14 protein-coding genes are annotated in these 14,127 nt (G+C 58.7%); 9 read left to right on the top strand and 5 right to left on the bottom strand.

Annotated features, from left to right (window positions below; genetic code table 11):
- Positions 1 to 4 precede the first annotated feature (4 nt).
- The 5 genes from clpX to AD666_RS25160 all read left to right on the top strand — a co-directional run bounded on the left by clpX (position 5) and on the right by AD666_RS25160 (position 7,461).
- Positions 5 to 1,288: an ATP-dependent Clp protease ATP-binding subunit ClpX gene (clpX, locus tag AD666_RS25180; protein ID WP_053158511.1), complete on the top strand. Its 1,284-nt coding sequence runs from the start codon at positions 5 to 7 to the stop codon at positions 1,286 to 1,288.
- A gap of 161 nt (positions 1,289 to 1,449) precedes the next feature.
- A complete protein-coding gene (gene lon, locus AD666_RS25175; protein WP_053158508.1) occupies positions 1,450 to 3,846 on the top strand; it encodes an endopeptidase La in 2,397 nt (798 codons plus the stop codon).
- Positions 3,847 to 3,996: 150 nt separating this feature from the next.
- Positions 3,997 to 4,269, top strand: coding sequence for an HU family DNA-binding protein (locus AD666_RS25170; RefSeq protein WP_053158505.1), 273 nt, complete (start codon positions 3,997 to 3,999; stop codon positions 4,267 to 4,269).
- 225 nt (positions 4,270 to 4,494) lie between these two features.
- On the top strand, positions 4,495 to 6,366 hold the full coding sequence (locus tag AD666_RS25165; protein ID WP_053158503.1) for a SurA N-terminal domain-containing protein: 1,872 nt from the start codon (positions 4,495 to 4,497) through the stop codon (positions 6,364 to 6,366).
- Positions 6,367 to 6,588: 222 nt separating this feature from the next.
- Positions 6,589 to 7,461 carry a DUF2242 domain-containing protein gene (locus AD666_RS25160; protein WP_053158499.1) on the top strand — a complete coding sequence of 291 codons (873 nt, stop codon included), beginning with the start codon at positions 6,589 to 6,591 and terminating at the stop codon, positions 7,459 to 7,461.
- A 285-nt stretch (positions 7,462 to 7,746) separates the two neighbouring features.
- Here AD666_RS25160 and AD666_RS25155 read toward each other — a convergent pair whose 3' ends face one another.
- A complete protein-coding gene (locus AD666_RS25155) occupies positions 7,747 to 8,784 on the bottom strand; it encodes an AraC family transcriptional regulator (protein WP_053158496.1) in 1,038 nt (345 codons plus the stop codon).
- A gap of 1 nt (position 8,785) precedes the next feature.
- The gene (locus tag AD666_RS25150; protein ID WP_053158493.1) at positions 8,786 to 9,916 is read right to left on the bottom strand and encodes a carbon-nitrogen hydrolase family protein; all 1,131 of its coding nucleotides are present in this window, start codon (positions 9,914 to 9,916) and stop codon (positions 8,786 to 8,788) included.
- Between the two features lie 395 nt (positions 9,917 to 10,311).
- On the opposite strand from AD666_RS25150, the gene AD666_RS25145 reads away from it, so the two are divergent.
- The 3 genes from AD666_RS25145 (at position 10,312) to AD666_RS25135 (ending at position 11,304) form a co-directional block, all read left to right on the top strand.
- Positions 10,312 to 10,512 carry a hypothetical protein gene (locus AD666_RS25145; RefSeq protein WP_053158490.1) on the top strand — a complete coding sequence of 67 codons (201 nt, stop codon included), beginning with the start codon at positions 10,312 to 10,314 and terminating at the stop codon, positions 10,510 to 10,512.
- A 131-nt stretch (positions 10,513 to 10,643) separates the two neighbouring features.
- Positions 10,644 to 10,913 carry a YceK/YidQ family lipoprotein gene (locus AD666_RS25140; RefSeq protein WP_053158487.1) on the top strand — a complete coding sequence of 90 codons (270 nt, stop codon included), beginning with the start codon at positions 10,644 to 10,646 and terminating at the stop codon, positions 10,911 to 10,913.
- A 55-nt stretch (positions 10,914 to 10,968) separates the two neighbouring features.
- Entirely contained in the window at positions 10,969 to 11,304 is a 336-nt protein-coding gene (locus tag AD666_RS25135) for a hypothetical protein (protein ID WP_232775288.1), read from the top strand.
- A gap of 51 nt (positions 11,305 to 11,355) precedes the next feature.
- Here the strand turns inward: AD666_RS25135 and AD666_RS25130 are convergent, their stop codons facing one another.
- Entirely contained in the window at positions 11,356 to 11,568 is a 213-nt protein-coding gene (locus tag AD666_RS25130) for a hypothetical protein (RefSeq protein WP_053158482.1), read from the bottom strand.
- Positions 11,569 to 11,947: 379 nt separating this feature from the next.
- Between AD666_RS25130 and AD666_RS25125 the strand changes: the two genes are divergently transcribed.
- Positions 11,948 to 12,454: an anti-virulence regulator CigR family protein gene (locus AD666_RS25125; RefSeq protein ID WP_053158479.1), complete on the top strand. Its 507-nt coding sequence runs from the start codon at positions 11,948 to 11,950 to the stop codon at positions 12,452 to 12,454.
- Between the two features lie 21 nt (positions 12,455 to 12,475).
- Here AD666_RS25125 and AD666_RS25120 read toward each other — a convergent pair whose 3' ends face one another.
- Together AD666_RS25120 and AD666_RS25115 are read right to left on the bottom strand one after the other, a co-directional pair.
- The gene (locus tag AD666_RS25120) at positions 12,476 to 13,687 is read right to left on the bottom strand and encodes an MFS transporter (RefSeq protein ID WP_053158476.1); all 1,212 of its coding nucleotides are present in this window, start codon (positions 13,685 to 13,687) and stop codon (positions 12,476 to 12,478) included.
- Positions 13,688 to 13,726: 39 nt separating this feature from the next.
- Positions 13,727 to 14,113, bottom strand: a complete 387-nt coding sequence (locus tag AD666_RS25115; RefSeq protein ID WP_053158473.1) for an ectoine synthase — start codon at positions 14,111 to 14,113, stop codon at positions 13,727 to 13,729.
- Between the last annotated feature and the right edge of the window lie 14 nt (positions 14,114 to 14,127).

Raw genomic sequence — 14,127 nt, 5'->3', positions numbered from 1 at the left:
TCGAATGACTGACACCCGCAACGGCGAGGACAACGGCAAACTGCTTTATTGCTCCTTCTGTGGCAAAAGCCAGCATGAAGTACGCAAATTGATTGCCGGCCCCTCGGTCTTCATTTGCGACGAGTGCGTCGACCTGTGCAATGACATCATCCGCGAGGAGGTGCAGGAAGCCCAGGCCGAAAGCAGCGCGCATAAGTTGCCTTCGCCTAAAGAAATCAGCGGCATCCTCGACCAGTATGTAATTGGTCAGGAGCGTGCGAAAAAGGTACTGGCCGTAGCGGTATACAACCACTACAAGCGCCTGAACCAGCGTGACAAAAAGAATGACGAGGTCGAACTCGGCAAGAGCAACATCCTGCTGATCGGCCCGACAGGCTCGGGTAAGACCCTGCTTGCCGAAACCCTGGCTCGTTTGCTGAACGTTCCGTTCACCATCGCCGACGCAACCACGCTGACCGAGGCAGGTTATGTCGGTGAGGATGTCGAGAACATTATTCAGAAGTTGTTGCAGAAGTGCGACTACGATGTGGAAAAGGCCCAGATGGGCATTGTCTACATCGACGAAATCGACAAGATTTCCCGCAAGTCCGACAACCCGTCCATCACCCGGGATGTTTCCGGCGAGGGCGTGCAGCAGGCCTTGCTCAAGTTGATCGAAGGCACGGTCGCTTCGGTTCCACCCCAGGGTGGTCGCAAGCATCCGCAGCAGGAATTCCTGCAGGTCGACACCCGTAACATCCTGTTCATCTGTGGCGGTGCGTTCTCGGGCCTGGAAAAGGTCATCCAGAATCGCTCTACCCGCGGGGGCATCGGCTTCAACGCCGAGGTCCGCAGCAAGGAAGAGGGCAAGAAGGTCGGTGAATCCCTGCGTGAAGTCGAGCCTGACGATCTGGTCAAGTTCGGTCTGATCCCGGAATTCGTCGGTCGTTTGCCGGTTCTGGCGACACTTGACGAACTGGATGAGGCTGCACTGGTGCAGATCCTGACCGAGCCGAAGAACGCCCTGACCAAGCAGTATGCCAAGCTGTTCGAAATGGAAGGTGTAGACCTGGAGTTCCGTTCCGACGCGCTGAAATCGGTCGCCAAGCGTGCCCTGGAGCGTAAGACGGGGGCTCGTGGGTTGCGTTCGATTCTCGAAGGCGTATTGCTCGACACGATGTATGAGATTCCCTCGCAGTCCGATGTGAGTAAAGTCGTGATCGATGAAAGCGTTATAGAAGGCAAGTCCAAGCCACTGTATATCTACGAAAACAGTGAGCCGGCTGCCAAGGCTGCCCCGGACGCCTGAGCGTCCGGTCGCCGGAATAAAGGAGGGGCCTTCGGGCCCCTTTGCTTTTAGCGTGATTTAGACGTGTCTTAGCGCTTGTTTTTTTTCAAGGCTGCCCCCATCTTGGTTTCAAGCTTACATTCATCTGTTTCCGGCCTTAGTGCCGCCGTAGAGGCGAAATCATGAAGACAACCATCGAATTGCCTCTCCTGCCATTGCGCGATGTCGTGGTGTATCCGCACATGGTTATCCCGCTGTTCGTGGGGCGCGAGAAGTCCATCGAAGCCCTCGAGGCTGCGATGACGGGTGACAAGCAGATCCTTCTGCTGGCTCAGAGAAATCCTGCTGACGATGATCCCGGCGAAGACGCACTTTATCGCGTAGGTACGATTGCAACTGTTCTGCAACTGCTCAAGCTGCCTGACGGCACGGTGAAGGTTCTGGTCGAAGGCGAGCAGCGCGGAGCGGTCGAGCGCTTCAGCGAAGTGAACGGTCATTGCCGGGCCGAGGTATCGCTGATCGACGAAGCCGACGTACCCGAACGTGAATCCGAAGTATTTGTCCGCAGTCTGCTGTCTCAGTTCGAGCAGTACGTGCAATTGGGCAAAAAGGTACCCGCAGAGGTCCTGTCGTCGCTTAACAGCATCGATGAACCTGGACGCCTGGTGGATACCATGGCGGCGCACATGGCGCTGAAGATCGAGCAGAAGCAGGAGATCCTCGAGATCATTGACCTGTCTGCCCGTGTCGAGCACGTGTTGGCGTTGCTCGACGGCGAAATCGACCTGCTGCAGGTCGAAAAACGCATCCGCGGCCGCGTCAAGAAACAGATGGAGCGCAGCCAGCGCGAGTACTACCTGAATGAGCAAATGAAGGCCATTCAGAAAGAGCTGGGCGACGGCGACGAAGGCCACAACGAGATCGAAGAGCTGAAGAAGCGCATCGATGCCGCAGGCCTGCCGAAGGATGCGCTTGCCAAGGCTCAGGCCGAGCTCAACAAGCTCAAGCAGATGTCGCCGATGTCCGCCGAGGCCACCGTGGTGCGTTCCTATATCGATTGGCTGGTCCAGGTGCCATGGAAAGCCCAGAGCAAGGTGCGTCTGGACCTGGCTCGTGCCGAAGACATTCTCGATGCCGACCATTACGGTCTGGAAGAGGTCAAGGAGCGCATCCTCGAATACCTCGCCGTGCAGAAGCGCGTGAAAAAAATCCGTGGACCGGTGTTGTGCCTCGTGGGGCCTCCTGGTGTCGGTAAAACGTCTCTGGCTGAATCGATCGCCCATGCGACCAATCGCAAGTTCGTCCGGATGGCGCTGGGTGGCGTGCGTGACGAGGCGGAAATCCGTGGCCATCGCCGTACTTACATCGGGTCGATGCCAGGAAGATTGATTCAAAAGATGACAAAAGTTGGCGTGCGCAACCCACTGTTCCTTTTGGACGAAATCGACAAGATGGGCAGCGATATGCGAGGCGATCCAGCTTCCGCATTGCTCGAAGTTCTCGATCCCGAGCAGAATCATAATTTCAACGATCACTACCTGGAAGTCGACTACGACCTCTCGGACGTGATGTTCCTGTGCACCTCCAACTCCATGAACATTCCACCGGCCTTGCTGGATCGGATGGAGGTGATTCGTCTGCCCGGTTACACCGAGGACGAGAAGATCAACATCGCCGTGAAATACCTTTCGCCCAAGCAGATCCAGGCCAACGGCCTGAAAAAAGGCGAGCTGGAATTTGACGAGGAAGCGATTCGCGACATCATTCGTTACTACACCCGCGAAGCCGGTGTGCGTGGCCTGGAGCGGCAGATTGCCAAGGTCTGCCGTAAAGCGGTCAAGGAACATGCGCTGGAAAAACGCTTCTCGGTCAAGGTCACTTCGGACCTGCTGGAGCACTTCCTGGGCGTGCGCAAGTTCCGCTATGGCCTGGCCGAGCAGCAGGATCAGATCGGCCAGGTGACTGGTCTGGCATGGACTCAGGTCGGCGGCGAGCTGCTGACCATCGAAGCCGCCGTGGTACCGGGTAAGGGGCAATTGATCAAGACCGGTTCGCTGGGCGATGTGATGGTCGAATCGATCACCGCGGCCCAGACGGTCGTGCGCAGCCGCGCCCGCAGCCTGGGTATTCCCGCCGACTTTCATGAGAAGCGCGACACGCATATCCACATGCCGGAAGGGGCCACGCCCAAGGACGGCCCTAGCGCCGGCGTAGGCATGTGCACGGCCCTGGTTTCGGCATTGACCGGCATCCCGGTTCGAGCCGATGTTGCCATGACCGGCGAAATCACCCTGCGTGGTCAGGTACTGGCCATCGGTGGGTTGAAGGAAAAACTGCTGGCGGCTCATCGTGGCGGGATCAAGATCGTGATCATTCCCGAAGAGAATGTGCGCGACCTGAAGGAAATTCCCGACAACATTAAGCAGGATCTTCAGATCAAACCGGTTAAATGGATTGACGAAGTCCTGCAAATTGCGCTGCAATACGCGCCGGAGCCCTTGCCGGATGTGGCTCCGGAGATCGTCGCGAAGGATGAAAAGCGAGAGTCTGACTCTAAGGAAAGAATTAGCACGCATTAATACGCATTTGCCTGGGGGGCTTCCTTGACAGTTTTTTAGAGCCCTTGTTATAAAGCGGCTCTTAAGTGTCTGTAGGCCATTCAGCACTCGTTTTTTGCTTTCACCAAAAAAAACTTAGAATCATCTCAAATAGATATAAGGGGACTTAGAGTGAACAAGTCGGAACTGATTGATGCTATCGCTGCATCCGCTGATATCCCGAAAGCTGCTGCTGGCCGTGCGCTGGACGCTGTAATCGAATCCGTCACTGGCGCTCTCAAGGCTGGCGACTCCGTTGTTCTGGTTGGTTTCGGCACCTTCTCCGTGACTGATCGTCCGGCTCGTACCGGTCGCAACCCGCAAACTGGCGAGGCGCTGCAAATCAAGGCCGCCAAGAAGCCGAACTTCAAGGCCGGTAAAGCACTGAAAGACGCCGTCAACTAAGGTTTCATCGAGTTTATCCGGGTCGGGGTCATGCCTGGCTTGGCAGCGGAGCGGTAGTACGGCCGGTTGTAGCCGGCCTGTCGTGCCAGGGCTCGCGGGTTCGAGCCCGGTCCGCTCTGCCAGTTACGAGAAGGCGCATCCTCGGATGCGCCTTTCTTCTATCCGGATTCTACCCACGCTCCACGGTTGCCTAATTTTTGAAGTTCAACCGTTTCTGGGGGACGCATGCTGCAGAATATCAGGGACAATTCACAGGGCTGGATTGCCAAGACCATCATCGGAGTCATCGTCGCACTGATGGCGTTGACCGGTTTCGATGCCATTTTTCAAGCCACCAGGAACAGCGACGAAGCGGCCAAGGTGAACGGCGAGAAGATCAGCCAGAACGAGCTGAGTCAGGCAGTCGATATGCAACGTCGCCAGCTCATGCAACAGCTGGGCAAGGATTTCGACGCCTCCTTGCTGGACGAAAAGATGCTGCGTGATTCGGCGCTCAAGGGCCTGATCGATCGCAAGTTGCTGTTGCAGGGCGCACAGGATGCGAAGTTCGCCTTTTCTGATGCCGCGCTGGACCAGGTCATCCTGCAAACCCCTGAGTTTCAGGTCGATGGCAAGTTCAGCCCCGAGCGCTTCGACCAGGTGATCCGCCAGCTGGGCTACAGCCGTATGCAGTTCCGCCAGATGCTGGCCCAGGAAATGCTGATCGGCCAATTGCGCGCTGGCCTGGCCGGCAGTGGCTTTGTCACCGATTCTCAGGTCCTGGCGTTTGCTCGCCTGGAAAAACAGACCCGTGATTTTGCCACCCTCACCATCAAGAGCGATGCGTCGGCAGTGAAACTGACCGATGACGAGGTCAAGGCTTATTACGACAAGCACGCCAAGGAGTTCATGACGCCGGATCAGGTGGTGATCGATTACCTTGAGCTGAAAAAAGCCTCTTTCTTTGATCAGGTCAGCGTCAAGGATGAGGACTTGCAGGCGGCGTATCAGAAAGAAATCGCCAACCTGTCCGAACAACGACGGGCAGCGCATATCCTGATCGAGGTAAACGACAAGGTCTCCGAGGCCCAGGCCAAGGCCAGGATCGAGGAAGTCCAGGCTCGCCTGGCCAAGGGCGAGTCGTTCGAAGCCCTGGCGAAGGAGTTTTCCCAGGACCCAGGTTCGGCGAACAATGGCGGTGACCTCGGCTTCGCCGGTCCAGGCGTCTATGATCCGGCTTTCGAAAAGGCACTGTACGCCTTGAACAAGGATCAGGTGTCGACACCGGTGCGTACCGATTTCGGCTTCCACCTGATCAAGCTGCTGGGTGTCGAGGCGCCGGAGGTGCCTACTTTTGCCAGCCTCAAGGACAAGCTGACCCGTGAGCTGAAGACCCAGCAAGTGGAACAGCGTTTCGTAGAAGCGACCAAGCAACTGGAAGATGCCTCTTTCGAAGCTTCCGACCTGGCACAACCTGCCCAGGACCTGAAACTGACCGTCCATACGTCGGCTCCGTTCGGTCGCGAGGGTGGAGAGGGCATCGCGGCCAACCGTGCCGTTGTCACGGCTGCGTTCAGCCCGGAAGTACTGGACGAAGGCGCCAACAGCACCGCCATCGAGCTGGATCCGGAAACTGTCGTGGTGCTGCGCGCCAAGGAACACCGCAAGCCTGAGCAATTGCCGCTGGAAAGCGTGTCTGCGGCCATTCGTGCCCAGTTGACGAAGGAGCACGCCAGTGCGGCTGCCAAGACCCGGGCCGAAGAGTTGATCGCCAGCCTGCGCGAGGGCAAGACTGAATTGGACAAGCCTGTCGACGGCCAGAGCTGGAAGGCCACCGAGGCGGCGACGCGCAGCCAGGAAGGTGTCGAGCCGGCGGTATTGCAGGCGATTTTCCGCATGCCCAAGCCAGAGTCCAAAGACAAACCGACCTTCACCAGTGTGACCTTGCCAGACGGAAGCCTGATGGTAGTGCGCCTGAACGGTGTGAACGAAGGTGCGGCGCCGACTGAGGAAGAGAAGGCCGAATACCGTCGCTACCTGGCGTCCCGTGCCGGGCAACAGGACTTCGCCGCCTATCGCAAACAACTGGAAAGCGCGGCGGACATCAAGCGTTATTGATGGTTTGACGTTTGCCGAACAAAGGACCCCGACCGCAAAGTCGGGGTCTTTTGTTTCTGGGCATTGCGATTAACAGGATGTTCATCGATCTGCCTGGTTTGCGTCTTTTTCCGGCAACCATCCCCCGGTAGACTTGTAACCCCTTTGAGACAGCAATCCCTACGTTGCCGGAATGCGTTCTGCTGCACAACGCGCCCCGGACCGTTTTCTTCAGGATGTTCAATGTTCAGATCATTTCACATGCGCACCGTCGGGCTGGTACTGATGCTGGCCGTCGCAGCCGGTTGCTCGTCGAAGAAAGCCGCCATTTACGAGCATGAGAACTTCGACGACTCCGGGACGTTTTCCCGTACGTATCCCGTGAGCGATGTGGCGACCTGCGAAGCCGGCCGCCGTGCCTTGCTCAGCCAGGGCTACATCATTACCAGTAGCGATCCGAAGCTGGTCAGTGGCCACAAGAGTTTCCAGCAGGCCGGTGATACCCACATGGAGATCAGCTTCAATCTGGTCTGCGCCGAGGACAGCGGCACCGGACACCGTTCGACGATGTTCGCCAACGCTCTTCAGGACCGTTATGCGCTGAAGAAAATCAACAACTCCGCCAGCCTTGGCGTGGGCGTGTTGGGGTCGGTGTCGATGCCGATCGGTTCGTCGGACGATTCCATGGTCAAGGTCGCCAGCGAAACCGTGTCGGCTGCCAAGTTCTATGAGCGTTTCTTCGCCTTGGTGGAGGCATTCCTGCCAGCCCCAGCGAAGACGGGCACCGAGAGCGCCGATAAACCCAAGACTGAACTGGGCGTTCCGGACACCAAGGGCGAGCCGGCCACGCTGACGCCCATGCAAACGCCGGAGCCCGTGGCACCTGCACCTGTCGCGCCCACTCAGGAAACGGCGCCAGTGCCTGCCGAAACTGCCCCCGCCGCCTCGGAGCCGGTCGTGCCACCGGCGGAGCCGGCACCGATTGCGCCCAGTGAGCCGGCACCGTCAGGGGAGACCGAGCCGACGGCTGAACCGGTGCAGGAAATCATTACGCCACCTCCGCCCAGCGATCTGCCAGCCCCGACTGCGCCCATCCAGCCACTGCCTGCCTCCTGAGCATCGTGTGGTGAGGTGGAAATACCTTGCCACAGATCAGTCTTTAATTTTCCGCCCCTGTGCTACGTTTAAAACATGAAGTCTTTACTTCATGTTTTATTCATAAAGCAGCTTTATGCTGATACCAGCGCCATCAGGCATCGGTTTCAACGATAGGGGAAGGACTCGCAATGGATGATTATCAGGAAGAGCTGCTGGAATACCAGGCATACGAGCTGGACCCGCTGGAACCCGCCGAGGACGCAACCGAGTTGTAGGGGCGGGCGGCAGCGGTGGGCTCGAGGCTCATTTGTGTCTGTGACCGCGACGGAACTCCCCCGGCGTCTGGCCGTTCCACCGCTTGAAAGCACGTTGGAACGCTTCGGCTGAAGCGAACCCCAGCAAGTAGGCTATTTCACCGAAGGCCAGTTCAGTGTCGCGAATGTAGGTCATCGCCAGGTCGCGGCGAGTGTCGTTCAGGATGGCGCGAAATTGCGTGCCTTCTTCCGCCAGTTTTCGCCGCAGCGTCCAGCTCGGTAGTTTCAGGCGTGCCGCTACTTCCTCCAGGCCAGGCTCCCGGCCACCGCTGAGCAATGGCCCCAGCAACTGAATAATGCGCTCGCGCAGGCTACGGGTGCGGGTGAGTTGCTCCAGCTCCCGCTCACACAATTGCAGCAGGTGCCGCCAGGTGCTGGGACAATGCTGCGGGTTACGTTGGGCGAGGCTTCCCAGTCCCAGGCGCAGTTGATTCTGTTCGGCGCCGAACAGGATCGGGCAATCACCCAGGGTCCGGTAGTCTTCCGGGTAGGCCGGTTCCTCGAACTCGATGTCTATGCGCTCGGCTCGCAGTACGGTGCCGCTTACGCTGGATAATTGATGGAGCCAGCCGGCAATGATCGAATCCACGACGAAGCGGTTATAGGCGTTATACGGGCTGATGGAATAGAACCGTAGCCACGCCCCCTGGGCGTCTTCGTGAAAACTCGATTGACCTCGGTAGTTGGAGCCATAGAGTGGTTCGAAGCGAACCAGGCAGCGTGCGGCTTCGCGCACGGTCGGTGCCTGGGCTGCGGTGATGCCGGCTAGTCCGGCCTGGCTCAGGCGGCTGAGTCGCCCCATGCGCAACCCCAGGGCCGGATCTCCGGTCTGTTGGATCGCTGCGTGACCCAGGCGCATGTAGCGTGGAATCGACAACCGGGCGCCGGGTTCGGCCAGGCGTGCGGCATCGAGGCCGTATTGTTCGAGCAAGGGTTGGGGGTCCTGTCCGTGGCTGGCAATCGCATCGGCCAGGCTATGGACGAAGCCCACGGACAGATCGCCCAGGCGCATCGGCTGCGGTTTCATGTCACAACCACAGGTTCAGCAGGCGCGCACCACGGGCTTCGCCGTCAGGGTAGTGCTGGCCGTCGTGGCTGATGAAACTCTGGCCGGCGCTGCCGTTATCCCAGAACTGTCCACGCAAGAACACGCTGACGCCGCCCTTGGCCTGGCTGACGGGAGCCCGGCTCGTCAGTGTCAGCCGATGCCAGGCCTGGCCTTCACTCACTTCACCTGGCTTGAGACTCACCTCGCTGGGGGTGGACAGGCCTTTATACCCGCCCCAGGGTTCGTTCCAGGTGTTTCGACCGAGGACGAAGGCGGGGACGGCGATCAGTTGCGCGCCCTGTTCGTTGAGTTGGCGGTAGTAGAGCGGGTACCAGCTGTCGCTGCCGATCAGGATGCCCAGGCGTCCGGCCGGGGTATCGAAGACGTGGGTTGTGCCAGTGCGATCGGCCCCCAGTACGTCGTGCTGGCCGAATACCGGGTGCTGTTGACGCTGGGGCTGCCCGAGGGGGAGGCCATCACGGCCGAATACCAGGCTGCTGTTGTACAGCGCGCCAGGGCCCACCTTCAGTTCGCCTTCGCTGACGCTGGGTTCGGGCAATACGATGGACCCGGCCACCAGGGTCACGCCGAACTCCTTTGCCAGCCCGCCGAACAAAGCCTGGTAGTCATGGGCCATTGTGTCGGCTTTCATGCGCAGGTACGCATCGTCCAGTCGATTATCGCCCCGTGCGCTGACCAAGGCGCGAATAAACGCCAGCGGGTTGCTGACGACCAGCCAGTTCATGGCCTCCTTCAGCGTACCGGCCTGATACAGCTCATCTTTTTCACCACTGATCATCAACCAGGTGCCGATGTGCTCGGGCAGGACCACGACAGTCTTATCACTGAGAAAGCCCTGGTCGCGGGCGGCTTGCAGGTAGGCAGCCAGTTTACGATGCAGGCGGTCCGCGTTCTGGTAGTCAGTGGGGAACAATTCTGGCTGGATGCCCAGCAAGTTGCCTTGGTCGGCGGGCGTGCCCTGGTCAACTGCCAGGTTGATGCGCAGGTCCGACAGGTAATGGCCTGCGGGACGATCCGCCGTCCACAGTGCGTAGGTGGTCAGGGCGGCAATCAGGGCCAGTGAAAACAGCAGGTACAGAACTTTGCGCATAAGGAAAACAGTCAGCGGCCGTGTGTGATTCAGGTGCTTTATCGGTGTCACGGCAGGGTACGGTAAAACCCGGGATTCGCAAAAGAATGCGTGTCTTCTCTGTTCATTGCGGGGGCGAAGCTTACTCGCGAAGGAAGCTATCCAGGATCAGAACGCCTCATTTTGCCAATTCTGCGCCCAACCCGGCATGTCGTTGCGACCCCTGATCCGCGGCTCGTAGTGGCAAAGGAATGATGCTAGATTCTTCGCGTTTGACCTGTACGCTGGGGGGCTTGTCGGCCGATGACCCAAAAGCAGGTCCAGGCGATTTCTCAGCAAATCATCAGTGATATCAAGCGCGCAAAAGCCGAGTAGTGCACGCTCTTGCGGCGCCTCTATCGAAATTGGATCAGTCAATGCCAAGCAAACCCCAGGAAAGCGCACCGGTGACGGCTGCTGACATCGAGCGCTCTATCCTGGCACTCAACAAAATGGCTGAACGCCTCTGGGGCGACGGTCGGGAAGCTGAGGCAAAAGCTTTGCTGGATGCCCTGGATGCGTTGAACAGAGCCCTCGACAGAATCAGGATCGGGGAGAGCCGCAGGGTACTTCATTGAGGCGTGAAGAAGTATTTCGAACACAAGCGGCAGAGTAGAAAACGGGCGACTGATGAGTCGCCCGTTTCGTTGCGCTGGGGTAAATTTGCCGAACGTTGCGTGACCCCTGTCCGTAGTGTTGGAGTGACTGCATGAAATTTTTCCTGGGTGCATCGGCCGTTGTGCTGCTGACAGGGTGTTCGACGCTTTCCGAAACCTTCGACGATCACCCGCGCTGTGGCCCACATCCCTATTGTGGGTCCGCCAGCGACATTGAGCTGATCAAGGCGGCAACGGAGGAAGACGCCGGGATCTTGCGAGCCCTGGTGCCTGTAGCCGTGATTGACCTGCCATTCAGTCTGGTTGCCGATACGTTATTGCTGCCCTATACCGCGTTTGCCGCAGAGCCTGTTCGGGACTGATCCTTGACATGCCCATGCGCGAACACCCTTACTCGAAAATCCGAGGAGCCTGAACGTGAAAGGTAAAGTGGTCGCGGGTACATGTTGTCTGTTGATCGCCCTGGCTGCCCCATTCGCCTATGGCAGCGCAGCGGATGAGTCCGAGGAGAGTGCCTCGACGCTCTGCAAAATACTGGATGGCCTGGATGCCTTGACCCAGGCTTGCGAGTTTTCGACAAAGAACCGGACCGTCAACATTGTCATCGACGGGGCGCCAACGGATGCCGAAAAGCTCTGCCCGGAAATCAACGCGCTTGTCGAGCAGAACGACTTGGCTTTTACCGAAGGCTGGGCGGTCGAGATCGTCTCATCCCGCCCCGACTACGCCGTCATCGGCACTTGTCCGCTGTAGTGGGGCGATGATTATCGTTGTTGCTTCGTCAGATGACTGCGTTCACTACGTTCATAATTCTTGAGCGAGGGCTGGGTGGCTTCCCCTGACGTCGACCAATCCTATGAAGTCGAAGTGCAGCGATAGGTCCTGTCTCGCTTCACTGGCCGGCATTTCAAAGCCACCCACAATTTGTCCATGAAGCTCGCTCAACCGAATCGACTCCTCTTCCTTTGCCTTTGCCAGTCTCGCGTGGTTCGCTGCGATTTCGTTGAGGGTTGACACGGTACATCTCCAGTGGCTGACCAAGCATTGATAATTGTGCCGCCGCGTCAGGATCACGTCGTCCTGAGGCTACAGGGATCAATGGTGCAAACCCTGAGCCAGGCGTGGCGCCGCCATGAACACCACGTTCTGCAGGTGACGAATGGCGAAACGAAGTCCGCGTGGCGTTCATTCGGCGTCCGTGACGTCGGCAACGTGTCAACCATGCCTCAACAATAAGTCACTGATAATACAGACCGACCCGTCCATGGCCGTCGTGGTGTCGGCCGCTTTGTGCATGACTTGAAATGCACCCACGGCGCGCAGTGTGATATGGAACTAATATCACTCTTGACCTCTATATGAGCAGGGGATATCCCCTTTTTAAGTGAGAACCATCATGCTCAAATCGCGCTCGTTGATTGCAGCGGTTACCTGCTTCGCCCTGGTGGTGGGTGCCGAGACGGTTGTAGCGGATCCGGGTAACGGCAAAGGAAACGCTCAGTTCGACCAAGGGCCGGGTCAAGGACAAGGCAAGGGCGGACCGGGCAACAAGGGTGGCCAGGGTAACCCCGGCAACAAGGGTAACCAGGGCGGCAAAGGTGGTGGCGGTGGGGGCGGCGATTGGCATAACGGCCCCAGCATTGACCGGAGCGGCATTATCGGCGTGATCGGCGGTTACCGTGATTATTGGAGCCCCGGTCCGGCACTGCCGCCGGGTATCCAGAAAAACCTCGCCCGGGGCAAGCCGCTGCCTCCGGGGATTGCCAAGAAGCTGGACGGGCGGCTGCTGGGGCGCCTGCCGCATTACGATGGTTACGAATGGCGGCAGGCGGGCACTGACCTGATCCTGGTAGCGATCGCCACCGGCATTATCTACGAGGTACTCAACGGCGCGTTCGATTGATACGCTGTGGGCCGGCGTCGGTCACTCCGGATCGACGCCGTAGGCCGCTGGTGCGGGTGTCGTTTTTTTAAACGCGACCACCACGGCCATGCCGATCAGGCTGGTGGCGAAGGCCAGTAGCAGGATCACATGTTGTGTACCGATGGGGGCGGCCAGCACGGCGACCAACAATCCCGCCAGCGGTTGGGACAGGTTGTTGAGCAGCGTGATGACGCCAACGGTCTTGCCGAAATCCTGGGGCGGAATGACTTGTTGGCGGATGCTGCGCATGTACACGTTGAACATCTTGTCGAAGCCGACGACTAGCAGGAAACCCACCACATAGCCCCATGCGCTGGGGCTGAATGCCGTGACGAATGCGCCTGCGGCGATGAGCGTGTACGACAGGGCTCCCAGTACCTTCAAGGGCAGCGTAACCCGTGCCAGAAAGAACAGGATAACGATGGTGGTCAGGGCACCGGCCGCTTGCACACCGGCGTAATAATCCTTGCCGGCATCGTACTGGCCGATGACCATGGCCGCCGATGTAGCGAGGGTCACGCCTATGATCAGGTTGACGCCCACGGCGAGGCTGATGACCTTCTTCAATTCCGCCAAATCGCGGATATGACCGAAAGCGATGCGCAACGGGTTCCACCAGAGATCGTGATGTTGTTCGAACGTTTCCAGGGTGACCGAGCTGCTGCGTTGCCAATACAGCATGGCAAGGTCCGCCAGCAGGAACAGCCCGGCAATCGCCAGCACCACCCAGTGCCATGCCCACACTTCAAGCATCAGCGCGGCGAGCAACGGGCCCAGCACCAGCCCCGTCTGGTCGGCGATTTGCGAATAGGACAGGGTCTTGGTGTAGGTGTAGTGCTTGAATATGTAGGGCATCACCACTTCGCGGGCCATGATGCCCTGGGTCGTGAGTACACCGCACAGCGCCGAAAGCGCCACGATCCAGTAGATGCCACCCAACAGCGCATACAGAATCACTGCCGCGACACACGCCACGGCGCGGTAGACCTGGCTGATGTGCAGGATTCGGATGGGTGGGAATTTGTCGCACAGGGCACCGCAGATCGGGAACGACAGATACCGCGGCAGGGATTCGACAAAGAAAGCCAGGCCTGCCCAGGAGACGCTGTTGGTGGTCTGAAACACAATCAGCGGGACGATGAAGAGCAGTATCTGGTCGGCCAGCCGGGAGAGGAACATCGAGGTGAAAAAGGCCAGGTAATCCTTGCGCATGGTGTTCTCGTGTCGAGGAGCGGGGGAGCTGGTTGCAGCTCAATAGGCAGAGCCGGACGCGTCATTGAGATTATGTCGCTCGTCGCCCTTGAGAGGCGGATTGAAGACGCTGACCAGGATCAGATCCTGGTCTTTGCCGCCACGCAGGTAATGGCGGTCATGCTGGTCGAGTACGTAGATGTCGCCTGGGCGAATCGGGTACACGTTGCCCTCCATGTCTTCGACTTCACCCTCACCGGCAATGCAGTAGCACGCTTCGAGATGGTTACGATACTGGAGCAACGATTCTGTCCCGGCGCGCACGACGGTATGGCACACGGTGTAGCCCATGCCGTCTTTTTCGGTCAGCAACCGATGGCTGGTGCCGGCGCCCCACTCGACAAAGTGAGCGGTTTTTTCGATATCGGATTTATTGCGAACAAACATACCTGTCTCCTTGG

It is taken from the genome of Pseudomonas sp. Pf153, assembly GCF_001269775.1.
Classification (GTDB): Bacteria; Pseudomonadota; Gammaproteobacteria; order Pseudomonadales; family Pseudomonadaceae; genus Aquipseudomonas; species Aquipseudomonas uvaldensis.
Note: the sequence above shows the minus strand (reverse complement) of the source record. Positions and strands in the feature narration are given on the sequence as shown.

Coding starts and splice junctions, on each gene's coding strand:
- clpX (WP_053158511.1), top strand. CDS start 5: ATGACTGACACCCGCAACGGCGAGGACAACGGCAAACTGCTTTATTGC.
- lon (WP_053158508.1), top strand. CDS start 1,450: ATGAAGACAACCATCGAATTGCCTCTCCTGCCATTGCGCGATGTCGTG.
- AD666_RS25165 (WP_053158503.1), top strand. CDS start 4,495: ATGCTGCAGAATATCAGGGACAATTCACAGGGCTGGATTGCCAAGACC.
- AD666_RS25160 (WP_053158499.1), top strand. CDS start 6,589: ATGTTCAGATCATTTCACATGCGCACCGTCGGGCTGGTACTGATGCTG.
- AD666_RS25155 (WP_053158496.1), bottom strand. CDS start 8,784: ATGAAACCGCAGCCGATGCGCCTGGGCGATCTGTCCGTGGGCTTCGTC.
- AD666_RS25150 (WP_053158493.1), bottom strand. CDS start 9,916: ATGCGCAAAGTTCTGTACCTGCTGTTTTCACTGGCCCTGATTGCCGCC.
- AD666_RS25145 (WP_053158490.1), top strand. CDS start 10,312: ATGCCAAGCAAACCCCAGGAAAGCGCACCGGTGACGGCTGCTGACATC.
- AD666_RS25140 (WP_053158487.1), top strand. CDS start 10,644: ATGAAATTTTTCCTGGGTGCATCGGCCGTTGTGCTGCTGACAGGGTGT.
- AD666_RS25125 (WP_053158479.1), top strand. CDS start 11,948: ATGCTCAAATCGCGCTCGTTGATTGCAGCGGTTACCTGCTTCGCCCTG.
- AD666_RS25120 (WP_053158476.1), bottom strand. CDS start 13,687: ATGCGCAAGGATTACCTGGCCTTTTTCACCTCGATGTTCCTCTCCCGG.
- AD666_RS25115 (WP_053158473.1), bottom strand. CDS start 14,113: ATGTTTGTTCGCAATAAATCCGATATCGAAAAAACCGCTCACTTTGTC.